The sequence below is a fragment of the Xanthomonas sp. NCPPB 1128 genome, from assembly GCF_001043115.1.
Taxonomy (GTDB): domain Bacteria; phylum Pseudomonadota; class Gammaproteobacteria; order Xanthomonadales; family Xanthomonadaceae; genus Xanthomonas_A.
The window spans coordinates 56,262-78,726 of the sequence record NZ_LFME01000007.1 but is presented as its reverse complement, the minus strand read 5'-3'; the positions used below and the strand labels follow the sequence as shown (position 1 = coordinate 78,726).

23 protein-coding genes and 1 tRNA gene are annotated in these 22,465 nt (G+C 70.1%); 14 read left to right on the top strand and 10 right to left on the bottom strand.

Going from position 1 to position 22,465, the window contains the following annotated elements; genetic code table 11:
- Positions 1–75: 75 nt before the first annotated feature.
- The 4 genes from ACP93_RS07080 to ACP93_RS07065 form a co-directional block, all read right to left on the bottom strand.
- Positions 76–152, bottom strand: a tRNA-Gln gene (locus ACP93_RS07080).
- Positions 153–165: 13 nt separating this feature from the next.
- Positions 166–1,029, bottom strand: a complete 864-nt coding sequence (gene ispE / locus ACP93_RS07075; RefSeq protein WP_048490038.1) for a 4-(cytidine 5'-diphospho)-2-C-methyl-D-erythritol kinase — start codon at positions 1,027–1,029, stop codon at positions 166–168.
- Positions 1,026–1,679 carry a lipoprotein insertase outer membrane protein LolB gene (gene lolB / locus ACP93_RS07070; protein ID WP_048490037.1) on the bottom strand — a complete coding sequence of 218 codons (654 nt, stop codon included), beginning with the start codon at positions 1,677–1,679 and terminating at the stop codon, positions 1,026–1,028. Before lolB ends, ispE begins: the two co-directional genes overlap by 4 nt.
- Entirely contained in the window at positions 1,676–3,346 is a 1,671-nt protein-coding gene (locus tag ACP93_RS07065) for a tetratricopeptide repeat protein (RefSeq protein WP_048490036.1), read from the bottom strand. Before ACP93_RS07065 ends, lolB begins: the two co-directional genes overlap by 4 nt.
- Positions 3,347–3,412: 66 nt before the next feature.
- On the opposite strand from ACP93_RS07065, the gene hemA reads away from it, so the two are divergent.
- The 9 genes from hemA (at position 3,413) to ppk2 (ending at position 11,259) form a co-directional block, all read left to right on the top strand.
- Complete coding sequence (gene hemA / locus ACP93_RS07060) at positions 3,413–4,696, top strand: glutamyl-tRNA reductase (RefSeq protein ID WP_048490035.1); 1,284 nt, start codon at positions 3,413–3,415, stop codon at positions 4,694–4,696.
- The gene (gene prfA / locus ACP93_RS07055; protein WP_010341257.1) at positions 4,674–5,759 is read left to right on the top strand and encodes a peptide chain release factor 1; all 1,086 of its coding nucleotides are present in this window, start codon (positions 4,674–4,676) and stop codon (positions 5,757–5,759) included. Before hemA ends, prfA begins: the two co-directional genes overlap by 23 nt.
- Positions 5,756–6,208 (top strand): GNAT family N-acetyltransferase, encoded by a 453-nt coding sequence (locus tag ACP93_RS07050; RefSeq protein WP_048490034.1) that lies wholly within the window; start codon positions 5,756–5,758, stop codon positions 6,206–6,208. The genes prfA and ACP93_RS07050 overlap by 4 nt, the downstream gene beginning before the upstream one ends.
- 40 nt (positions 6,209–6,248) lie before the next feature.
- Positions 6,249–7,964: an O-linked N-acetylglucosamine transferase, SPINDLY family protein gene (locus ACP93_RS07045; RefSeq protein WP_048490033.1), complete on the top strand. Its 1,716-nt coding sequence runs from the start codon at positions 6,249–6,251 to the stop codon at positions 7,962–7,964.
- Between the two features lie 305 nt (positions 7,965–8,269).
- Complete coding sequence (locus ACP93_RS07040) at positions 8,270–8,869, top strand: hypothetical protein (protein ID WP_228135972.1); 600 nt, start codon at positions 8,270–8,272, stop codon at positions 8,867–8,869.
- A 300-nt stretch (positions 8,870–9,169) separates the two neighbouring features.
- Complete coding sequence (locus ACP93_RS07035; RefSeq protein WP_131721595.1) at positions 9,170–9,436, top strand: hypothetical protein; 267 nt, start codon at positions 9,170–9,172, stop codon at positions 9,434–9,436.
- Positions 9,437–9,597: 161 nt separating this feature from the next.
- Positions 9,598–10,116: a molybdenum cofactor biosynthesis protein B gene (moaB, locus tag ACP93_RS07030; RefSeq protein ID WP_048490030.1), complete on the top strand. Its 519-nt coding sequence runs from the start codon at positions 9,598–9,600 to the stop codon at positions 10,114–10,116.
- Between the two features lie 13 nt (positions 10,117–10,129).
- A complete protein-coding gene (locus ACP93_RS07025) occupies positions 10,130–10,474 on the top strand; it encodes a helix-turn-helix domain-containing protein (protein ID WP_010341252.1) in 345 nt (114 codons plus the stop codon).
- Positions 10,471–11,259 carry a polyphosphate kinase 2 gene (ppk2, locus tag ACP93_RS07020; protein ID WP_048490029.1) on the top strand — a complete coding sequence of 263 codons (789 nt, stop codon included), beginning with the start codon at positions 10,471–10,473 and terminating at the stop codon, positions 11,257–11,259. The genes ACP93_RS07025 and ppk2 overlap by 4 nt, the downstream gene beginning before the upstream one ends.
- 462 nt (positions 11,260–11,721) lie before the next feature.
- Here the strand turns inward: ppk2 and ACP93_RS07015 are convergent, their stop codons facing one another.
- The gene (locus ACP93_RS07015) at positions 11,722–12,324 is read right to left on the bottom strand and encodes a TlpA family protein disulfide reductase (protein WP_048490091.1); all 603 of its coding nucleotides are present in this window, start codon (positions 12,322–12,324) and stop codon (positions 11,722–11,724) included.
- A 41-nt stretch (positions 12,325–12,365) separates the two neighbouring features.
- The gene (locus tag ACP93_RS07010; RefSeq protein WP_010341248.1) at positions 12,366–13,640 is read right to left on the bottom strand and encodes a YihY family inner membrane protein; all 1,275 of its coding nucleotides are present in this window, start codon (positions 13,638–13,640) and stop codon (positions 12,366–12,368) included.
- Between the two features lie 76 nt (positions 13,641–13,716).
- Here ACP93_RS07010 and wrbA point away from each other — a divergent pair, with 76 nt between their 5' ends.
- The 4 genes from wrbA (at position 13,717) to ybaK (ending at position 15,714) form a co-directional block, all read left to right on the top strand.
- Positions 13,717–14,313, top strand: a complete 597-nt coding sequence (gene wrbA / locus ACP93_RS07005) for an NAD(P)H:quinone oxidoreductase (protein ID WP_048490090.1) — start codon at positions 13,717–13,719, stop codon at positions 14,311–14,313.
- Entirely contained in the window at positions 14,310–14,666 is a 357-nt protein-coding gene (locus ACP93_RS07000) for a DUF2069 domain-containing protein (RefSeq protein ID WP_048490028.1), read from the top strand. The genes wrbA and ACP93_RS07000 overlap by 4 nt, the downstream gene beginning before the upstream one ends.
- A gap of 79 nt (positions 14,667–14,745) precedes the next feature.
- On the top strand, positions 14,746–15,231 hold the full coding sequence (locus ACP93_RS06995; RefSeq protein ID WP_017909075.1) for an asparaginase domain-containing protein: 486 nt from the start codon (positions 14,746–14,748) through the stop codon (positions 15,229–15,231).
- Between the two features lie 9 nt (positions 15,232–15,240).
- Positions 15,241–15,714, top strand: a complete 474-nt coding sequence (gene ybaK, locus ACP93_RS06990) for a Cys-tRNA(Pro) deacylase (protein ID WP_048490027.1) — start codon at positions 15,241–15,243, stop codon at positions 15,712–15,714.
- A 323-nt stretch (positions 15,715–16,037) separates the two neighbouring features.
- Here the strand turns inward: ybaK and ACP93_RS06985 are convergent, their stop codons facing one another.
- The 3 genes from ACP93_RS06985 to sufT form a co-directional block, all read right to left on the bottom strand.
- On the bottom strand, positions 16,038–17,810 hold the full coding sequence (locus tag ACP93_RS06985) for a S8 family peptidase (RefSeq protein ID WP_048490089.1): 1,773 nt from the start codon (positions 17,808–17,810) through the stop codon (positions 16,038–16,040).
- A gap of 587 nt (positions 17,811–18,397) precedes the next feature.
- Positions 18,398–19,498, bottom strand: coding sequence for a branched-chain amino acid aminotransferase (locus tag ACP93_RS06980; RefSeq protein ID WP_048490026.1), 1,101 nt, complete (start codon positions 19,496–19,498; stop codon positions 18,398–18,400).
- Between the two features lie 113 nt (positions 19,499–19,611).
- Complete coding sequence (sufT, locus tag ACP93_RS06975) at positions 19,612–20,163, bottom strand: putative Fe-S cluster assembly protein SufT (protein ID WP_017909071.1); 552 nt, start codon at positions 20,161–20,163, stop codon at positions 19,612–19,614.
- Between the two features lie 105 nt (positions 20,164–20,268).
- On the opposite strand from sufT, the gene ACP93_RS06970 reads away from it, so the two are divergent.
- A complete protein-coding gene (locus tag ACP93_RS06970) occupies positions 20,269–20,688 on the top strand; it encodes a hypothetical protein (protein ID WP_048490025.1) in 420 nt (139 codons plus the stop codon).
- Between the two features lie 229 nt (positions 20,689–20,917).
- Here ACP93_RS06970 and ACP93_RS06965 read toward each other — a convergent pair whose 3' ends face one another.
- Entirely contained in the window at positions 20,918–22,387 is a 1,470-nt protein-coding gene (locus ACP93_RS06965) for an NAD(P)(+) transhydrogenase (Re/Si-specific) subunit beta (RefSeq protein WP_048490088.1), read from the bottom strand.
- Between the last annotated feature and the right edge of the window lie 78 nt (positions 22,388–22,465).

Sequence of the window (22,465 nt, the reverse complement as noted above, 5' to 3'; positions counted from 1 at the left end):
GCGAGGCTTCTGGCTTCTACCTGTTGAACCCCCGCACATGGATGTGCGGGCTTTTGCAGAGGGATCTGCATACATTGGCAGGGGCGGTAGGATTCGAACCTACGAATGCCAGGATCAAAACCTGGTGCCTTGGGCCTCTTGGCGACGCCCCTGCGTAAACCTGTGTCAAGCCTCCAGCGCGTCGAGCAGCGCCGAACGCGGGACACCACCTGCCACCCAGGCGCGCATCCCATCCGGCAAGTCCGCCAGCGCGCGCACGGCGGCAGCGCGATCGGCGAACTCGACGAAACAACCGCTCCCCGATCCGGTCAGGCGTGGCGTGCCGATCCGAGCCAGCGCCTGGAACGTGGCCTGGACGGCCGGTTCGCGGCGAAGCAGGACCGGCTCGAACGCGTTACCGAGCAGGAAACCTGAAACGAAGTCCGCTATTTTCGCGGGCGCAGCATCCCGCGTCAAATCCGGGGACTGGAACAGCGCTGCGGTGGGCACGTGCACGCCCGGATCGGCCAGCACATACCAGGCCGGCGGCAGGGCGAGCGGGGTCAATTGCTCGCCCACGCCCTCGGCCCAGGCGTCGCGCCCGCGCACGAACACGGGCACATCCGCGCCCAGCGACAGACCGAGGCCGGCCAGGGCGTCCTCGTCCAGCCCGGCGCCCCATAGCGCATTCAGCGCCACCAGCGCGGTTGCCGCATCGGACGAGCCACCACCGAAGCCACCGCCGGCCGGAATGCGCTTTTCGACGCGGATATCCACACCTTGCGCGACGTTGGCAGCTTTTTGCAACAACCGCGCGGCACGCACCAGCAGATCGTCAGCCTCGGCGACACCGGCCACGGACGGGCCGAGCCGTGCGACCACCCCGTCCGCACGCGGCCGCAGGTGCACCGTATCGCCCCAGTCCAGCAGGCGGAACACGGTCTGCAACTGGTGGTAGCCGTCCGGCCGGCGGCCGGTGATCTGCAGGAACAGGTTCAGCTTCGCCGGGGCCGGCCAGGACGACCAGCCCCCCTCCATCGTCCGGCTCATTGCGCCGGAATGTCCCAGTGATCCACCAGCAAGCGCACCTTGGCGCCGCCGTTGCGCGCCTCGATGCGCCGCGGCAACGCCGGCTGGCCGTCGCTGGGCGGATACCACTCCTGGAAGTCGATGTCCCAGCCCATCTGCCGCAAGGTGCGCGGCCGCCCCTGGGCATCGTAGTCCACGTGCTCGGGCGCCTCGGTATCCGATGCCACCTGCCCGCGCACCCACTGCGGTAGCAGATTGACCGGAATTTCCCAGCCGGTCGCCTCCAGCAGCAGTTGCTCGGCGTTCTCGCCTTCGCGCGGCCCGCCCTCCATGCCTTCCAGGCGCCCGGCCTCGGAATGGCTGTCGCCGGTCAGGCGCCAGCTCTGCCGGGTCACCGGCGCGCTGAGCTGCACCTCGTACTGGCGATGCTGCTGCTTCCAGTCGATGCGGCCGCTGCCGCCGTTGCGGCCGTTGCTGATCGCCACACGCCCCTGGAACGCCCAGTCCGGATGCGCCTGCAGCCACTGCACACGCGCCGCCTCGACCTGCTGCGCGGCGGCATCGGGCGTGGCGGCGGCAACCGGCGCCGGAGTGCGTGTCGGCAGCGCGCTGCAGCCGGCCAGCAGCAGCCCGGCGGCCAGCGCCCACGCGGCGCGCAGGTTCTGACTCACGGCGTCACCTGTTCCAGGGCGCGGCGCAGCGCGCGATTGTCCGGATCGAGCTTGCGCGCCTCGTCGAAGTACTTGTTGGCCTCTTCGTGCTTGCCCTGCTCCCACAGCACCTGGCCGATGTGCGCGGCGATCTCCGGATCCTTCACCAGGCTCCAGGCACGACGCAGTTGCACCAGCGCCTCCTGGGTCTTGCCGAGCCGGTACAGCACCCAGCCGTAGCTGTCGATGATCGCCGCGTTGTCAGGATCGGCGGTGCGTGCGCGGTCGATCAGCTGCAGCGCTTCGCGATAGCGCTTGGTGCGGTCGGCCAGGGTGTAGCCGAGCGCGTTCAGCGCTGCCACGTTCTCCGGGTCGGTGACCAGGATCTTGCGCAGGTCGGCCTCGGCGCGGTCGATGCGATCGCGGCGCTCCCAGGACAGCCCGCGGGCGTACAGCAGCGCGTTGTCGTCCGGATACGCGGCCAGGCCGCGCTCGAACACCTGCAGCTCGCCGGCGTCGTCGCCGCTGCGCTGGCGCAGTTCCGCCTCCAGCACATAGGCGTCGCGGCGCGCGGCATCGTCGGCTTCGGCATCGTCCTGCAGCACGCGCGCCTCGGCGAAGGCGGCGTCCTTCTGACCGAGCGCGTACAGCGCACCGGCGGCGCGCAACCGCGCCTCACTACGTAGCGGGCCGCCCGGCACGCCGCGGTACCAGTCCACCGCCTCCTGATTGCGCTTGAGGAACTCGGCGATCTTGCCGAGCAGCAGGCGCCGCTCCGGATCGGGACGGTCGGCACCCTTGCGCAACTCGTCGTACAGCGCGGTCAAGGCCGCGTTGTCCTGCAGCTTGGCCAGCATCGAGGCGCGCAGGCCGTAGTTCTGTGTGGTCTGCGGCCCCAGCGCCAGCACCCGCGCGGCGGCGGCGGTGTCGCCGATGGCGTCGTAGGCATAGGCCAGCGCGGTGCGGAGTTCCGGGTCGCCCGACACCTTGGGTTCCACGCCCTGCAGCAGCACGCGCGCCTGCTCGGTCTTGCCCGCCTGCTGCAACTGGGTGGCATGCAGCAGCGCCACGCGCGGCTCCTGCGGGAAGCGCTTGACCAACTGGTCGACGATGCGCTCGGCCAGCTTGGGCTGATCCAGGCGCAGCGCCAGGCGCCCGAACTCCTGCCAGGCCTCGAGCTGGTTGGGAATGGCATTGGCATCGAGCAACTGGTCCAGGGCCTTGGCCGCCACTTCCGGATCGCGGTTGCCGCTGACCAGGGCGATCAGGGCGAAGCGCCAGCCGCGCGGATCCTTGTCGCGCAGCAAGGCCACCAGCAGGCTGCGCGCCTGCCGCAGGTTGCCGTTGCGCAGGGCCAGCGAGGCCTCGGCGCTGCGCATGGCCAGCGACTCGGGGGCGCGCTGCCGCCACAGCGCCAGGGCCTGGGCGGCGGCGGTGCTGTCGTTGGCCAGCATCGCGATACGGGTGGCGCGTTCCGCCAGGCCGGCGTCGCCGGGGCTGTCGTTGGCGGCCTGCAGGTACCAGCGCGAGGCGTCGGCCAGTTGTCCGGCCTGCAGGGCGAACTCGCCGGCCAGGACCGGGGTCATCACGTCCTGGGCGGGGCTCGGCGCTTTGGCCGCGGCCGGTGCGGCCACGGCGGCGATTGCGGACAGCAGCAGAATGGTACGGATGCGAATCAATGCGGGCATCGGAAGCGGCCGGGCCGTAAAATGGGGCCCTGAATGGCCAGCAGCTTATCGCAAGCAACTGAACAGATGACGTTGTGGGTGCTCGGATTGAACCACCAGACCGCGCCGGTCGACCTGCGCGAACGGGTGGCATTCGCCGGCGACGCATTGCCGCGCGCGCTGCAATCGCTGCGCGCGCTGCCCGACGTCGCCGAGGCGGCGCTGTTGTCCACCTGCAACCGCACCGAGCTGTACGCCATCGCCGGCGATGCGCAGCACCTGGCCGACTGGCTGGATTCGCACGCCGCCGGCCTGCACGCCTATCTGTACCAGCACCAGGATGCGGATGCGGTGCGGCACCTGTTCCGGGTCGCCACCGGGCTGGACTCGATGGTGCTGGGCGAGCCGCAGATCCTCGGCCAGGTGAAGGACGCCTGGTCGCTGGCGCGCGAGCACGGGGCGATGGGCGGCCGCCTGGACCGCCTGTTCCAGCAGACCTTCTCGGTGGCCAAGCGCGCGCGCACCGACACCCGGGTCGGCGCCAATCCGGTCTCGGTCGCCTCCACCGCGGTGCGCCTGGCGCAGAGTTCCTTCGCCCGGCTCAGCGAATCGACCGTGCTGCTGGTCGGCGCCGGCGAGACCATCGAGCTGGCCGCCAAGCATCTCAGCGAGGGCCGCGTGCGGCGCCTGCTGATCGCCAACCGCACCCTCGCCCACGCGCAGGAGCTGGCCAGCCGCCACGGCGGCGTGGCGCTGCCGCTGAGCGAGCTGGAGCGCCACCTGCACGAGGCCGACGTGGTGTTCTCGGCCACCGCCGCGCGCGAGCCGGTGGTGACCCGGGCGCAGGTCGAGCAGGCGCTGCGCGCGCGCAAGCACAAGCCGATGCTGCTGTTCGACCTGGCGGTGCCGCGCGACATCGAGGCCGGCGTGGCCGACCTGGCCGACGCCTACCTGTACACCGTCGACGACCTGGAGCGCGCGGTCGAGGACAACCGCCGCGGCCGCCGCGAGGCCGCCGAAGCGGCCGAGGCGATCATCGACCTGCAGGTCGTGCGCTACATGGAGGCGCTGCAGGCCAGCACCCGCCAGGCGCCGCTCAAGCGCCTGCGCGCGCATGGCGACAGCACCCGCGACGACGTGCTGGCCAAGGCGCGGCAGCAGCTGGCGCACGGCAAGCCCGCCGACGAGGTGCTGGAGTTCCTCGCCAACACCCTGACCAACCGCCTGCTGCATCCGCCCACCGCGGCGCTGCGCGAAGCGGCGCTGCGCGGCGACGCCGAGCTGGCCCGCGCCGCCGAGCGCCTGTTCCCGGAGAAGCCGGGCTATTTCCACCCCATCCTGAAGACCGATGACACCGACCCTGCGCCGTAAGCTGGAGGCGCTGGCCGAGCGTCGCGAAGAACTCGAACGCCTGCTGTCCGACCCCGAGGTGGTGAGCGACAACACCCGCTTCCGCGACTACTCGCGGGAGTTCGCGCAACTGGAGCCGGTCGCCGCCGCGCTGGCCGCCGAGGCCGCGGCCAAGGCCGACCTGGCCTCGGCCGAGGCGATGCGCGCCGATCCGGAACTGCGCGAACTGGCCGAGGAGGAAATCGCCGCCGCGCAGGCGCGCCTGGCCGAACTGGACGCGGAACTGGCGCTGCTGCTGGTGCCGCGCGATCCGCGCGACGACGGCAACCTGTTCCTGGAAGTGCGCGCCGGCACCGGCGGCGACGAGGCGGCGATCTTCGCCGGCGACCTGTTCCGCATGTACGCGCGCTACGCCGAGCGCCAGGGCTGGAAGGTGGAAGTGGAATCGGACAGCCCCGGCGAGCACGGCGGCTACAAGGAGGTCGTGGCGCGCATCGTCGGCCGCGGCGCCTACTCCAAACTCAAGTTCGAATCCGGCACGCACCGCGTGCAGCGCGTGCCGGCGACCGAGTCGCAGGGCCGCATCCACACCTCCGCGGCGACGGTGGCGATCATTCCCGAGGCCGACGACGTGGAGGAGATCGCGATCAACCCGGCCGACCTGAAGATCGACACCTTCCGCTCTTCCGGCGCCGGCGGCCAGCACGTCAACAAGACCGAGTCGGCGATCCGCATCACCCACGTGCCCAGCGGCGTGGTGGTGGAGTGCCAGACCGAGCGCAGCCAGCATGCCAACCGCGACAAGGCGCTGAAGCGACTCAAGGCGCAGCTGCTGGAGGCCGAGCGCAGCAAGCAGGCCGCGGCCGAGGCGCAGGACCGCAAGCTGCAGGTCGGCAGCGGCGACCGCAGCCAGCGCATCCGCACCTACAACTTCCCGCAGGGCCGCATCACCGACCACCGCGTCGAGGGCCTGACACTGTACGACCTGCCGAACGTGATCGAGGGCGACCTCGATGCGCTGATCGGACGCCTGAGCCACGAGCACCAGGTCGACGAACTGGCGCGCCTGAGCGACAGCCCATGAGCGTGCGCGTGCGCCAAGCCGATGCGCAGGACCTGCAGGCGCTGGCAGCGCTGTTCGACGCCTACCGACAGTTCTACGGGCAGGCGCCGGATGCGGCGACCGCGCACGCCTTCCTGGCCGCGCGCCTGGCCAACGCCGAATCGGTCGTGCTGCTGGCCGAGCGCGAGGCGCAGGCGGCCGGCTTCGCGCAGTTGTATCCGTCCTTCTCCTCGGTGCGGGCGGCGCGCGTGTGGATCCTCAACGATCTGTACGTGGCGCCTGCGCACCGCCGCCATGGCGTGGCGCAAGCGCTGCTGCATTCCGCCGAACGCCACGCCGCGGCCGATGGCGCGGTGCGCATCGTGCTGGAGACGGCGCAGGACAATCTCGTCGCGCAGGCCCTGTACCGCGCCTGCGGCTGGCAACAGGACCTGAGTGCGCAGCATTACGTCAAGGCGCTGGTGCCGTGAGTACGCGCCGCACGCGGTCGGTCGCGGCCATCACGGCCGCATGAACGACGGCGGCGCCGACGAACGCCTGCGATTGCAGGCCGCGGTACGGCGCGATCCGCAGGATTTCCTGGCCTGGGTGATGCTCGCCGACGCCGAACTCGGCGCCGGCGCCGTGGCGGCCGGCGAACAGGCGGCCCTGCGCGCGCTGCAGTTGCGCCCGGGCCATCCAGAAGCGCTGGCGCGCCTGGGACGGGTGCGCTGGACCCAGGGCCGCCATGCCGAGGCCGCGCAGGCGTTGCGCGGGGCGCTGCAGCAGGCGCCGCAGCACCCAGGCATCGCGGTGTGGCTGGGCCACGCGCTGGAAGACAACGGCGAGGCCGAAGCCGCGGCGCAGGCCTACGCGCATGCGCACGCCCTGCTACCGCAGGAACCGTCGATCGCCGCCTACCTGCTGAACTGGCGCCGCAAACTGTGCGACTGGCGCGGACTGGACGCGCTGTCGCAGCAGGTCCGCAGCGCGGTGCGGCAGGGACACCCGGCGATCGAACCGTTCGCCTTTCTCAACGAGGACGCGGGCGCGGACGAGCAACTGCGCTGCGCGCGCAACCGCGCCCAGGCGCTGGCGCGCACCCTGACGCCACTGCCGGCCACGCAGGTGCGCCGCGATGGCGGGCTACGCGTCGGCTTCCTGTCCAACGGCTTCGGCGCGCACCCCACTGGCCTGCTGACCGTCGCTCTGTTCGAGCACCTGCGCGCGCATGGCGACCTGCAGGTGCACCTGTTCGCGCTCAACGGCGACGACCGCAGCGCGCTCCGCGTACGCCTGCAGGCCGCCGCACACGCGTGGCACGACGTGGCCGGACTGCCGCATCGGCAGCTCGCCCAGTGCATCCGCGACGCCGGTATCGACCTGCTGTTCGATCTGCGCGGCTGGGGCGGCGGCGGCACGCCGGAAGTCCTGGCGCTGCGCCCGGCATCGGTGCAACTGAACTGGCTGGCCTACCCCGGCACCTCCGGCGCGCCGTGGATCGACTACGTGGTCGGCGACGCCTATGCGTTGCCGCCGGCACTGGCCGCGCACTACAGCGAGCGGGTGCTGCGGCTGCCACGCGCCTTCCAGCCGTCCGACGCCACCCGCCACGTCGGCGATCCACCTTCGCGCAGCGACTGCGGCCTGCCCGAGCACGGCACCGTGTTCTGCTGCTTCAACAACAGCTACAAGCTCGGCCCGCGCAGCATGGCGCGGATGCTGGAGGTGCTGCGGCAGGTGCCCGACAGCGTGCTGTGGCTGCTGTCCGGCCCGGGCCAAGCCGATGACCGACTGCGCGCGGCCGCCTCTGCGGCCGGCGTGGAGCCGACGCGCCTGCGCTTCATGCCCAAGCTGGCACACCCGGACTATCTGGCGCGCTACCGGCACGCCGACCTGTTCCTGGACACGCATCCGTACAACGCCCACACCACCGCCTCCGACGCCTTGTGGGCCGGCTGCCCGGTGTTGACCTGCCCCGGCAGCACCTTCGCCGCGCGCGTGGCCGGCAGCCTCAACCATCATCTCGGCCTGGACGAGATGAATGCCGCCGACGATGCGGCGTTCGTCGCCGCCGCGGTGCGCCTGGGTCGCGATTCCCCAGCGCTGCAGGCGCTGCGCGAGCGGCTGCACGCGCGGCGCGCGGACAGCGGCCTGTTCGACATGCAAGGATTCGCCGACGACTTCGCAACGCTGCTGCGCGACACCGCTTCGCGCCACGGTTGGCAAAGCGCAGCTTCGGCCTGATCGATCGTTTGCGGATGCGCCACAGGGCCGCGGCGGTGCATCAAACAACGCACTGCATGGCGACGTCGCCATCGGCATCGCCGCGGGTACATGCGCATCGCCGCCTCTCATCGCCCAGCGCACGCAAGGTCATGGCGCACCCATGGGATGAACGGCCCACCGCTGCAGGTCGCAGCGACGCGGCCAACGCAGTCTGTGAGGCGCATGTGCACGTTGTTCATCTCGCACGTCGAGCCACCGTAGCGCTTGACCTCAAGTCAACTTGAGGTCCGACACTGCGCGCATGCTCCCGTGCAGACCCCGCGATGTCGCTGCCGTTCCCGATCCCAACGCCCGTTTCTTCCGCACCCGCGCGCAGCATGCTGCTTGCCGAGGCGCCTCTTCCCGACCGCATCGCATTGCTCGATCGCGTGCGCGGCCTGTGCGACCACCGCCTGCATGCCCTGACCTGGATGGAGTCCCTGGGCGACACGCCCGACCTGCTGTATGCACGCTGCTGCTGCGACGCGGCGCCCGAACTGCATGAACTGCTGCGCACACGTCTGCCTGGGCTGCGTAGGACACTGCGCCGTTATCGGCGCATTCGCAGCGGCGTGTCCGATCCGCACCGTGCGCCATCCTGTGTGGTGGTGACACGCATCGCGACACGCGATGCAGCGCAGGCACAGGGTCGTGCCGATACCGCCTTCGCCGCTCTGCAGGATGGCGCGCATGCGCTGCGCGGGTTGATCGCCGCGCATCTGTATCTGTCCGACGACGGCCGCACCCTGCTCGAATGCACCGAGTGGCTCAGCGCCGACGCGCAGCGACGCGCCCTGCAGCGCGAGCCAGAGCGCCTGCCGCTGGCCGCCGATCGTGCCGCCAGCGTACGCCGCTTCCGGCCACGCACGCTGGCCCTGACATGAAAGATGGCAACCACGTCGCACGCAGGTCTGGATCGGCCGACACGCGCGACCATCCCGCTCCACCGCATCCGGGGCGATCGACTAGCGAAGCGGCCAACCGCTCCGGATGAACATTTCGATGCGCGACCATGCCGCAATCAGACGTTCGCCCCTCGGCAATCAGGCTTGCGCCGAGCGCCCCCTCCTCCCGCGCCAACGATAGTGGCCCTGTCGCGCTGCAACGCGCGGCGACCGGCGTGCCCTGCCGGGCCCCGCCCATACCCGTGCTGATCAATGAGGAGACTTGCCATGGCTTTCGAAGTGCTGATCGGCGTCGCGCGCAATGCCGACACCGCCGCAATCACCAACAACACCGCCGTCCGCATGACCGGCGCGGCGAACGGCAACGGCACCGTGTTCCTGCGCGCGGATCCCGATGGTTTCGCCGAAAAGGACACCACCTTCCTGCATATCCGCAGCCAGGACGCCTGGATTCACGTGGAGGGCGCAACCATCCTGCAATTCACCATCGGCAATCGCCTGATCAATACGCCGATCCTCAGCATGAAGCGGCTCGATCGCGATTAGGCGCCGGCATCGGCCTCACGCGGGGCCGACACGCCACGCGGCCTGCCTCTGCCGGGTGCGGGCCGGTCTCATCCGGCAGGCGATGGCCGCGGCGCCACCGCAGCTGAAGCGGCGGCGCAGGCAGGCTGTACGCCGGCCGGGCGAGCCGCTAGGCTGCCGCCATGAGCGCCAACGCCGACTTCATCGCCTTGAACCTGTGCGTGCTGACCGTCTCGGACACGCGCACCCTCGAACAGGACAGCTCCGGCGACTACCTGATCACCGCCCTCGGCGGCGCCGGCCATCGCCTGCACGCACGGGAGTTGCTGCCGGACGACCGCTACCGGATGCGCGCCACGGTCTCGGCCTGGATCGCCGCCCCCGAGGTGGACGGCATCCTGGTCACCGGCGGCACTGGCTTCACCGGCCGCGATTCCACGCCCGAGGCCCTGCTGCCGCTGCTGGACAAGCAGATGCCGGGGTTCGGCGAACTGTTCCGTGCGATCAGCGTCGAGGAGATCGGCACCTCCTCGCTGCAGTCACGCGCCTTCGCCGGCCTGGCCAACGCCACCTTCCTGTTCTGCCTGCCCGGCTCCACCTCGGCCTGCCGCACGGCCTGGGAGCGGATCATCGCTGCGCAACTGGATGCCCGCACCCGCCCCTGCAATCTGGCCACGCTGCGCCCGCGCCTGAAGGAATGACCTGGACTCCCGCATGCCCCTGGACACCACGTTGCGCCTGCTGGCCAAGGCCAGCGGCATGAGCGCCGCGGACATCGCCGCGGCCATTCCCCGCGCCGGCGCGGCCACGGTCAAGGCCTGGATGGCCGGCGAGAAACTGCCCGGACGCGCCCAGCTCACCGCGCTGGCGCGCACCTTCGGCGTCCCCGCCGGCGCCCTGCTCGGCGAACTGGCCAGCCAGTTGGACCCGGCGCGCACCCGCGGCGAACACGACCTGCTGCAGGCCTACCGCGCCCTCGACGCCCGCCAGCAGGGCGCGCTGCTGGAAGTGGCGCGCAGCATGGCCGGCACCGGCACCCGCAAGCGGAGCAGCAAATGAGCCATCTCAAGCGCAAGCAGTACAAGGCCCTGATGCAGCCGCTGCAGCTGGAACTGATGGCGATGGCGCAGGCGGTGCAGCACAGCGGCGAGCGCGTGCTGGTGCTGTTCGAAGGCCGCGACACCGCCGGCAAGGGCGGCGCGATCCAGGCCATCGCCGAACACCTGAATCCGCGCCAGTGCCGGGTGGTGGCCCTGCCCAAGCCGACCGACCGCGAAGCCACGCAGTGGTATTTCCAGCGCCACGTCGCGCACCTGCCGGCCGCCGGCGAGATCGTGCTGATGGACCGCAGCTGGTACAACCGCGCCGGCGTGGAACGGGTTATGGGCTACTGCAGCGATGCCGAGTACCACGCCTTCCTGCGCCAGACCCCATTGTTCGAGCGGCTGCTGGTGGACGATGGCATCCGCCTGTTCAAGTACTGGCTGTGCGTGGACCAGGCGCAGCAGGAAAAGCGCTTCGCCGAGCGCCTGCACGATCCGCTGAAGGGCTGGAAGCTGTCGCCGGTGGACCTGAAGTCGCGCAGCCAGTACGCCGACTACACCCGCGCGCGCGAAGCGATGCTGGAAGCCACCCACCGCGACTACGCGCCGTGGACCCTGGTGGATTTCAACGACCAGAAGCGCGGCCGCCTGACCCTGATCCGGCACCTGCTCGACCAGTTGCCGGAAACCCGCCTGCACGAACCGGACCTGGAACTGCCGCCGCTGAAGCACAAGCTGCACAAGGAAAAGTTCGGACTGCTGCAGCCGATTCCGTCGTATGAGATCGGGAGTGGGGACTAGGGATTGGGTGCGGCGTGCAGCCATCGTCCGACCGCACGCTGTTGGGCACCCGCGGTTCGCCGCTTCGGGGAAACCGGTCGCGGCTGAAGCCGCTCCTACGCTGGATCTCGGCTACCGAAGTGCAAGGCAGGCGCCTGCCTCCTGTAGGAGCGGCTTCAGCCGCGACGAGCGAAGCCATCCCATCGTCCCGTCGCGCAAGGCGTCGGGACTGAAGTCCCTCCCACAAAGACTGCCCTCGGTTTCCGACGCATCGAATGGAGGTCGGGTTTAGCCGCGGCGCCACCATCGGTCAGCCTTCCGGGTCGCGGCTGAAGCCGCTCCTACGGCGATTCGATAGCGATTCGACGGCGACCTGATGGCGACCTGATGGCGCTTCCGCATGCACGGAAGCGCGCATTCCAATCCCCAATCCCGAATGCCCAATCCCGGGCGGCAGCGGCCACGCCACCTAGCCAGACACCCTCACCCCGCCGCCTTCGCCCTCCCCTTGCCCTGCCCGGGCGCCGGGCCACCGGCGGCGGCAATCGCGGTTTCGATGTCGTGGGCGGTGACTGGCCCCAGGAACTGCTTGGCGACCTTGCCGTCGGGCGCGATCAGGTAGGTCATCGGCAGGCCGCGCGGGGTGGCGAAGTCGGCCGGCGGCGCATAGGTGTCGACGATGACGATCGGGTAGGCGACCGGATGCTGCTTCAGGAACGCCTGCATCTCCGCCGGCTCGATGTCCTCGTAGGCCAGGCCCACCACCTCGATGTTGTCGCGCATCACGTGCAGGGCCGACAACTCCGGCATCTCCTTCAGGCACGGCGCGCACCAGGTGGCCCAGAAATTCACCACCACCCATTGCCCGCGGTGCGCGGCCAGGTCGTACTCGCGCCCATCCACCGCCTTCATCTTCAGGGTCGGCTCGGGGCGGGTCTCCTGCACCACGGACGGTCCTGCCGCCGGAGCGGCCGGGGCCTCCGGCGCTGGCGGGGCGGTCGGCGCCTTGGGCGCGGATGGCGCTGCGGACGTGGCAGTGCCGTCGGCCGGCTTGGGCGTGGGCTGGCGGTCGCACCCGGCGAGCAGGGCGGCGGCGGCGAACAGCGGGAACAACAGGCGCATGGCGGTCATGCAAGGTCTCCGATCTCGGTGTAGAGGTCGCCGACGCGACGCTTGAGCACGTCGCGCAACGGCAGGCGCAGTTCGTCCAGCGCGCGGCACGCCGCCTGTCCCAGGGCGTCGTCGCGGCACGGCAGATAGGTCTCGACGACAGGGATGCGCAGTTGGCAGTTCTCGTACAGCTCGGCCACCGGCAGGTCGCTCAGGTCGCGGGCCAGCAGCCAGTCGCCCTGCTCGGTGCGGCGGAGCAGGCGGATGCGTTCCAGTTCGCACAGCAGCTGCTGCATCAGCGAATCGGTCAGCATCGGCTCCAACTGCAGGATCTGGTCCTCCTGCAGTCCGCTGCCCTGCTTGCGCGCCTGCGCGAAGCGCCCGAGCAGGCGCAGCAGGCCATAGATCTCGTAGCCGGCCGGCAGGCGCATCGAGGCCGGTTGATAGCGGAACGCGGCGATCGAGGACGACACCGAGGCGCCGAGCAGGATGGCGATCCAGCTCAGGTAGATCCACAATAGGAAGATCGGCACGAACGCCACCGTGCCGTAAATGCGCTGGTAGGACTGGAAGCTGCCCAAGTACAGGCTCAACCCCCACTTCACCAGTTCCAGCAGCAGCACTGCCAGCAGCGCGCCTGGCACCGCGTGGCGCAGCTTGACCGTATGGTGCGGCACCACCCGGTACACCAGGGTGATGCAGACGAACTCGATCAGCACCGGCGCCACGCTCAGCACCACCTGCGCCAGCAGCCGGCCCTCGCTGGTCTTGAACAGCGGCAGCGCGAAGAACCGCGCCGACACCGCCAGCGACGCCGCGGCCAGCAGCGCGCCGAGGGTCAACACCGTCCAGTACACCAGGAAGCGGGTCAGCTGCGGCCGCGCCGAGACCACCCGCCAGATCTGGTTGAAGGTCTGCTCGACGCTGTTGAGGGTGATCAGCAACGAGACCACCAGCGCGATCACACCGGCGGTGGTCAGTTGCCCGGCACTGGCCGAGAACTGCCGCAGGTAGGACTCCACCGAGCGCGCCGCGGCGGGCACGAAGTTGGAGAAGATGTAGTCGCTGAGCTGGTCGCTCCACTTGTCGAACACCGGGAACGCCGACAGCACCCCGAACACCACCACCGCCAGCGGCACCAGCGCGAAGATGGTGGTGTAGGCCAGCGAGGCCGCGGCCTGGAACAGCCGGTCGTCGATGAAGCGCCGCCACAGGAAGCCGGCGAAGCTGCGCATGCGCGCGCGGTCGCGCAGGCGATCGGCCCAGAGATTGACGGTGTCCAGCGGCTGCATCGGGCAAGGGTACCCGATGCGCATGGACGCCGGCATCGTCGATACTGACCGCCGTTTCGATCCACGAGAGGGCCGCATGGCCGAGATTCTGGTCCTGTACTACAGCCGCGGCGGCTCGGTGGCGCGCCTGGCGCGGCAGATCGCCCGCGGCGTCGGCGAGGTGCCGGGCATGGCCGCGCGCCTGCGCACCGTGCCACCGGTGGCCGCGGTCACCCAGACCAGCGCACCGCCGGTACCCGACAGCGGCGCGCCGTACGTGGACGCCAGCGACCTGCACGAGTGCGTGGGCCTGGCGTTGGGCAGCCCGACCCGCTTCGGCAACATGGCCGCACCGGTCAAGCACTTCATCGACGGGCTCGGCGCCGACTGGGCCAGCGCCACCCTCGCCGGCAAGCCCGCGGCGGTATTCACCTCGACCGCGTCGCTGCACGGCGGCCAGGAAGCCACCCTGCTGTCGATGCACCTGCCGCTGCTGCACCACGGCTGCCTGATCGTCGGCATTCCCTACACCGAACCGCTGCTCAGCAGCACCCGCAGCGGCGGCACGCCGTACGGGGCCAGCCATGTCGCCGGTGCCGACGACGATCCGCAGCCCAGCGAGGAAGAAGCGCAACTGGCACGCGCGCTCGGCCGGCGCCTGGCCGACATCGCACAACGACTGGCGGCGCCATGAGCGGCGCGCGCCTGCGGGTGGCGCTGGGGGCGACGCTGCTGGCGCTGGCGGCGCTGTTCGCAGCCTGGTTCCACGACGACCGCCACCGTCTCGCCGCCCTGCTGGTGTTCGCGCTGCCGCCGTTGCTGCTCGCCGTGGGCGTGCTGCGCGGCTCGGCGCTGGCGCGGTTCTGGAGCGGCGTCGGCGCGCTGCTGTGGTTCAGCCACGGGGTGATGACCGCCTGGAGCCACCCGCCGCAGCGCGGCTATGGCTGGGCCGAGCTGCTGCTGGCGCTGCTGGTGGTGGGTCTGTCCAGCGCGCCGGGCATCCGCGCGCGCTTCGCCCGCCGTCGCGGCACGGCCGGGCGCGACTGAGCGGCCGCCCCGCCGCGCCCGGTATCATGGACGGCCTGCGCGGCCACGGCCGCGTCCCGACATGCTTCTAGGAACGGCAATGGAAGAACTCCTGATCGTCACCACCGGCGGCACGATCGACAAGATCTACTTCGACGACAAGTCCGACTACCAGATCGGCGACCCGCAGATCGGCCAGATCCTCAAGGAACTGGGCGTGACCTTCCGCTTCACCGTGATCCCGATCATCCGCAAGGATTCGCTGCACATCACCGACGAAGACCGCGAACTGATCCGCGCCACCATCGCTGCGCAGTCGGCGCGGCACGTGCTGATCACCCACGGCACCGACTCGATGGTGCAGACCGGCAAGGTGCTGCAGGCGATCGAGGGCAAGACCATCGTGATGACCGGCGCGCTGAACCCGGCGCGCTTCCGCGGCTCGGACGCCGAGTTCAACATCGGCTGCGCGGTCGGTGCGGTGCAGTCGCTGCCGGCCGGCGTCTACATCGCCATGAACGGGCGCATCTGGGATCCGCAGAAGGTGCGCAAGAACGTGGCGGCGAACCGCTTCGAAGCCGCCTGAGCGACCGCGATGTCCAAGGCCACGCGCGCGACCAAGGCATTGGACGCAGCCGGCGTCGTCTATCGGCTGCATCCCTACGACTACGCCGCCGAAGCCGGCGCCAAGGGCCTGCAGGCCGCGCAAGCGCTGGGCCTGCCGCCGGAGCGGGTGCTGAAGAGTCTGATGGCCTGGGTCGACACGCGCGCGGTCTGCGTGGTGGTGCCGTCCGACCGCCGCGTGCAGTTGAAGAAGCTGGCCGCCGCGGCGGGCGGCAAGGCGGCACGGATGATGGAGGCCGCAGAGGCCGAGCGCCGCACCGGCTACAAGGTCGGCGGCATCAGCCCACTGGGCCAGCAACGGCCGGCGCCGGTGCTGGTGGAGCAATCGGCGCTGGGCGCGGGCAGCGTGTGGTTCAACGCCGGACAACGCGGCCTGCTGCTGGAGATGGACGCCGCGCAGGTCCTCGACGCTCTGCAGGCGCGCGCCTGCGATCTGTGCGAGTGATGGCGACGCCGGAGCGGGTGGCGTAGATCGCGATCCTTCCGATCGCCGCGCCGGCCAGCGGCCTGCGCCGTCGCAGCGGCGGGCAGCAAGCTCCACGCGGTCGTGCCATCGACCGGATCCGCGCGACAACTACCGCGATGGCCGGCAGGGCGTAGCGCCATGGCGCGCCCCGCGACAGCGCATGCACTGCCCGCATAAAAAAGCCCCGCGCCGAAGCGCGGGGCGACCGAGAGTGGCAGCATCGGCATCGTCCTGGCCGACCGCTGCGATCCGGCACCGGGAGGTGCGCGGCGGCCATCACGCGGCCGCCGCGACGGAGTGCCTCAGTAGTCGGCCTTCAGGCTGAGCCCGGAGAACGTGCTGTACGCCTTCACCCGCACGTAGTAGGTGCCGGCCTGCGGGGAGTTGAAGGTGCAGCTCTCGTTGTTGCCGTTCTTGTACGGACGGCAGTCGTAGGCCGAATCGGTCGGCGCGCTGCCGAAACGCACGTACAGGTCGGCATCGCCGCTGCCGCCGGAGGTGGTGACCACCAGGCTGCTGGCACCGGACGGCACCTTGACCGTGTAGTTCAGCGAGGAGCCGCTGTTGGCGCTGAGGTTGGTGACCGCCACGCCGTCCTGCAGCTCGTTGCTGCTGCCACCACCGCCGCCGCCGCCACCGCTGCTGCCGCTCTGCGCCGCAGTGACCGCTGCGTTGGCATCGAGCAGGCCGGCGCCGCAGCCCTGCGAGCAGGAGAAGCTGGCGGCGGTGTTCTTGATGGTGCTTTCCACCTGCGCCGGGGTCAGCGCGGTCGGCGCCACCGACTGCATCAGCGCGACCACGCCGGCCACGTGCGGGGTCGCCATCGAGGTGCCGTTGTACGAGGCATAGCTCGGGTTGCCCGGGGTGGTGGTGCCGTCGTTGAGCGTGGACAGGATGTTCGAGCCCGGCGCGGAGATGTCGATGCCCGCGCCGTAGTTCGAGTAGCTGGCCTTGGCCCGCGAGGACGTGGTAGCCGCCACCGCGATCACGTTGTTGCAGTTGGCCGGCACCGAGCTGGACACGTTGGTCGAGCTGTTGCCCGCCGCGACCACCACCGTGGTGCCACGGCTGACCGCACCGTTGATGGCGTTCTGGTAGGTGCTCGAGCAGGTGCCGCTGCCGCCCAGCGACATGTTGATCACTTCGGCCGGGTTCTGGTTGGCCGGCACGCCACTGACGGTGCCGCCGGAGGCCCAGGTGATCGCATCGGCGATGTCGGAGGTGTAGCCGCCGCACTTGCCGAGCACGCGCACCGGCAGGATCTTGGCCTTGAACGCGGTGCCGGCGACGCCGGTGCCGTTGTTGGTGACCGCGGCGATGGTGCCGGCCACATGGGTGCCGTGCCAGCTGGAATTCGAGGCAGGCGAGCCGGAGTAGCACTCGCCGGCGGCGGCCCAGTCGCCTTCGTCGGCCGGGTTGCTGTCGCGGCCGTTGCCGTCGCGCGCGGAATCCGCATCGCTGATGAAGTCGTAGCCTTGCAGGACGTTGGCGTTGAGATCGGGATGGCTGGTGATGCCGGTGTCGATCACGGCCACGACCACGCCGTCGCCGGTGGCCTTGTCCCAGGCCGAACGCACGTTGATGCCGGCGTTGGTGGTGCCGAACGCCCACTGGTCGCCCAGGCGCGGATCGTTCGGGGTCAGCGCGATGGTCATGCGCTGGTCGACCTCGACGTATTCGACGTTCGGGTCGGCGGCGATCTGCCGCATCAGCGTCTCGGCCTCGGCGCGGTCCAGCGGACGGCTGGCCTTGACCACTTCCGGCCCCACCGCCAGGCGGCGCAGGCTGGTCAGGCCGAGCGCGCGGCCGTTCTTGGCCGGCATGGCGGCGGCGGCCGATTGCAGCGTCGCGCGCAGTGCCGCCGAGGGCGCCGCAGCGGCGGCGGAAGCGCTGGAGATGCTGACCGGCGCGGCGTCACGGGTCTTGACGATGAAGCGCTGCACGGTCGGTTCGGAAGACAGGCCTGAGAGGTTCACGTCACCGGCGAAGGCTGGGGTGGCCAACAGCAGCGAGGTGAGAGCGGAGGCGCCCAGCACCACCAGCCACGGACGCTGGCGCGAACCACGATGCGACATTTCGGACATTCGGACTTCCTTTCGGTTGAGTAGCCGCCTGGATGGCGGTGTTCCGCGCCGCACCGATTCGGCCTCAACCTGAATCCGGCGTGCATTGCGAGCCCGGTCGACCCACGCGTTGCCGACCATTCATCGAACCTAGCTCAGTACAACCGCGTATGGAGCAAGCCGTGACGGAAATCCGTTGTACAAAACGATGAAATGCTATGAATGTCGATGTCACAAAGAGATGTACACCTCGTTTTTGCTGCATTGCAACATAGCAAAACGCCAAATTTGGCAAACAAGGGGCAGCTTTTTGGCTCCCGCGCGACACACGGGACAAGAAAAGGAGACATCGGATACAGACGACAGAGATGGTCTGCAGGACAGCGCCACATCGGGATGGACACGGAATGTCCAGGGAGCGGACTCCCGGAGAGGCGGGGAAGGCGCGGCACGGAGGCGGCGGCGACGCATCACACGCCGCGGCGCACCAGCGCGGACGCCGAATGCGATGGCTGACGCCATCATCGGACCATGCGCCCCGGGGCATGAGGTCCATTCGCCAGGGCGGCCGACAGCCGCCCCGGCGTTGGGCGTTGGGCTCAGCCCAGCCGCACCAGCCAGCCGTGGCGGTCGGCCACGCGACCGTACTGGATGTCGGTCAGTTCCTGGCGCAGCGACAGCGTCACCGGGCCAGCCGGGGCGGTCAGATCGCCGACGGCGAAGTCCTTGCCCTTGAGCTGGCCGATCGGGGTCACCACCGCGGCGGTGCCGCAGGCGAACACCTCGGCGATCTCGCCCGAAGCCACGCCGTCGCGCCACTCGTCGATGCTGACCTGCCGCTCCACCACCTGCATGCCGCGGTCGCGGGCCAGTTGCAGGATGCTGTCGCGGGTGATGCCTTCCAGGATGCTGCCCGACAGCGCCGGGGTGACCAGGCTGCCGTCGCGCATCACCAGGAACACGTTCATGCCGCCCAGTTCCTCGATGTACTTGCCTTCGACCGGGTCGAGGAACAGCACCTGCGAGCAGCCCTGCGCCTGCGCCTGCTGCTGCGGCAGCAGCGAGGCGGCGTAGTTGCCGCCGCACTTGGCCGCACCAGTGCCACCCTTGGCGGCGCGCGCGTAGTCGGTGGACAGCCAGATCGCCACCGGCGCCACGCCCTTGGCGAAATAGGCACCGGCCGGGCTGGCGATGACGTAGTAGCCGGCCTTCTGCGCGGCGCGCACGCCCAGGAACGCCTCGTTGGCGATCATGAACGGGCGGAAATACAGGCTGGTCTCCGGCGCCGACGGCACCCAGGCCGCATCCACCGCGATCAGTTGCCGCAGCGATTCCACGAACAGCTCCACCGGCAGCTCCGGCAGCGCCAGGCGCTGCGCCGAGCGTTGCAGGCGCTTGCCGTTGGCCTCCGGGCGGAAGGTCCAGATCGAGCCGTCGGCATGGCGGTAGGCCTTGATGCCTTCGAAGATCTCTTGGCCGTAGTGCAGCACCGAGGCGGCCGGATCCAGCGCCAGCGGACCGTAGGCGCGCACTTGCGCGTCGTGCCAGCCCTGCTCGCGGCTCCATTCGATGGCGACCATGTGGTCGGTGAAGTAGTTGCCGAAGCCCGGCGCGGCAAGGATCTGCGCGCGCGCCTCGGCGCTGCGCGCGGTGGTGGACGGGGTCAGGCGGAACTGCGTGGACGGCTCGGTAGCGGACACCGGGAATTCCTGTGGTAGTCGAGGGATGGCCAGGGCCGCGGCGTCGTGGCGACGGCAGCGGCGACGACGCCCGATCGGGCTCCGGCACGACGCGCGAGGCGTCGCGCGCGGGTTCAGAGCATGCCGGTTTCCAGGCGCGCGGCCTCGGACATCATATGCCGGCCCCACGGCGGATCGAACACCAGCTCGACGTCGGCCTCGGCGATGGTCGGGATCATTTCCAGCTTGCTGCGCACGTCGTCGACCAGGATCTCGCCCATGCCGCAGCCCGGCGCGGTCAGGGTCATCTTGACCTCGACGGTACGCTGGCCATCCTCGCGCGCGTGCATGGTCACGTCGTAGATCAGGCCGAGATCGACGATGTTGAACGGGATCTCGGGGTCGAAGCAGGTGCGCAACTGCTGCCAGATCAGGGCTTCGACCTGCTCGTCGCCGGCGTCCTCGGGCAGTTCCAGCCCGGGTGGCGGCTCCTTGCCGATGGCGTCGCCGTCCTTGCCGGCGATGCGGAACAGGTTGCCCTCCACGAATACCGTGTAGCTGCCGCCCAGCGCCTGGGTGATGTAGCCGTAGCTGCCGGCGGGCAGGGTCACCGCGTCGCCCTGCGGCACCATCACCGCGGCGCAATCGCGTTCGAATTGGACAGGTTCGCTGCTGCGTGAGTACATGGGGGCGATATGGGGACAGGCCCCGCCGGTGCAAGTCGTGCAGTTTATCCGAGTGCGCGGGGCGCGCGCCGGAAGTATCCTGTACGCCTTCTCCGGGAACATCGAATGCCGCCTTCCTCCACGCCGGCCAGGCCCTCGCACTGGCTGTGGCCCCTGCTGCTCGCCATGGGCTGTTTCACCGCACTGATCGCCTGGTTGCTGGTGGCGCTGTCGCTGGGTCGCCAGGCCGGCTGGATGGCCGTGGTGGTGGCGCTGGAGATCGCCTGGATGCTGCGCCTGGGCAACCTGCCGCGCGGCCCACTGCGCATCGCGGTGGCGATGATCGCCACGGTGCTGGTGATCGTCGCCGCCAACTGGGGCATCGCCGCCGCGCAGATGGGTGCTGGGCTGGGCCTGAACGTGTGGGATTCATCGCTGAAGATGGGCGCCTACTACGCCTGGACCCTGACCCTGCTGGCCAACAGCCCCGGCGATCTGCTGTGGCTGGGCATCGGCGTGGCCGCGGCGTATTTCAGCGCGCGCTGAGGCGGCCGTGGCCGTGGCAGACGCCACGCCTGCCGGGAGACGGGAACAAGCCAGCTGCGCGCGCGGCGTCAGGTCACCTCTCACCCCCTGCTTTCGCCGCATGACATTGCTTTCGTAGAAGCGGCTTTAGCTGCGAGAGCATTACCGGTAACGCCCCTCGCGGCTGAAGCCGCTCCTACGACTCCTGCTGTCGCTGCGTCACCCTGTCCCGCCATCCCGCCGCAACGGCTCAATGCCCGCCACCGTCCAGCGCCTTCAGCTCGCTGACCAGGGCGCCGGCCGCCTCGGCGCCGTCGCCGTAGAGCATGCGGGTGTTGTCCGCGTAGAACAGCGCGTTCTCGATGCCGGCGAAGCCGGTGCCCTTGCCGCGCTTGATGACGATGACGTTCCTGGAATTGACCACGTCCAGGATCGGCATGCCGTAGATCGGGCTGGCCGGGTCGGTCTTGGCCACCGGGTTGACCACGTCGTTGGCGCCGATCACAAGCGACACGTCGGTGCTGGCGAACTCGGGGTTGATGTCGTCCATGTCGGCGATCAGGTCGTAGGGCACGCCGGCTTCGGCCAGCAGCACGTTCATGTGCCCGGGCATGCGTCCGGCCACCGGGTGGATCGCGAACTTGACCTTGACCCCGCGTTCGATCAGCCGCTGCGCCAGCTCCCAGATCTTGTGCTCCGCCTGCGCCACCGCCATGCCGTAGCCCGGCACGATCACCACGCGCTCGGCGTAGGCCATCATCGCCGCCACGTCGCCGGCCTCGATCGGTTTCTGGCTGCCGGCGATCGCCTGCGCCTGACCGCCGCCGCCGAAGTTGGAGAACAGCACGCCGCGGATCGGCCGGTTCATCGCCTTGGCCATCAACCGGGTCAGCAGGATGCCGGCCGCGCCGACCATCATGCCGGCGATGATCAGCGCCTCGTTGCCGAGCACGTAGCCCTCGAAGGCCACCGCCAGGCCGGTGAACGCGTTGTAAAGCGAGATCACCACCGGCATGTCGGCGCCGCCGATCGGCAGCGTCATCAGCACGCCCAGGGCCAGCGCCAGCACGAAGAACAGCACGATCGCCAGCGGACTCAGGCTGATCGCGGCCCAGGCGCCCACGCCCAGCATCGCCACGCACACCAGCAGGTTGAACGCCTGCTGCGCGGGGAACGTGACGCGCTTGTCCAGGCGCCCGTCGAGCTTGGCCCAGGCGATGATCGAACCGGACAGCGACACCGCACCGATCGCCGAGCCGATCACCGCCAGCGCCAGCGTGGTCGCCTCCGGCTGGCGCGCGGCCAGCGCGGCGATCGCAGCCTCGCTCCAGTGCGTGGTGTCGCGACGCATCAGGAACGAGAAGCGCAGCAGTTCCACCGCGCCGATCGCCGCCGCCGAGCCGCCGCCCATGCCGTTGTACAGCGCGACCATCTGCGGCATGTCGGTGATCGCCACCTTCTTGGCCGAGATCCACGCCGCGGCGGTGCCGAGCGCGATCGCCAGCACGATCAGCGGCAGGTTGTGCAGGCCCGGCAGCAGGAAGGTGGCGGCGGTCGCCAAGAGCATGCCGAAACCGGCCCAGCGGATGCCGCTGCGCGCGGTCCTGGGCGAGGCCATGCGCTGCAGGCCGAGCAGGAACAGGGTGGCGGCGACCAGGTAGCTGCTCTTGATCAGGATCGGCAACAGTTCCATCAGCAGGCGTGCTCCGAAAAAGGACATCTGCCCGAGCGGCAGCAAGTGGGAGAGAACGCCCGGCGCGATGCCGAGCAGCAGCGCGAGCGGGACGGCGGCGGCCAG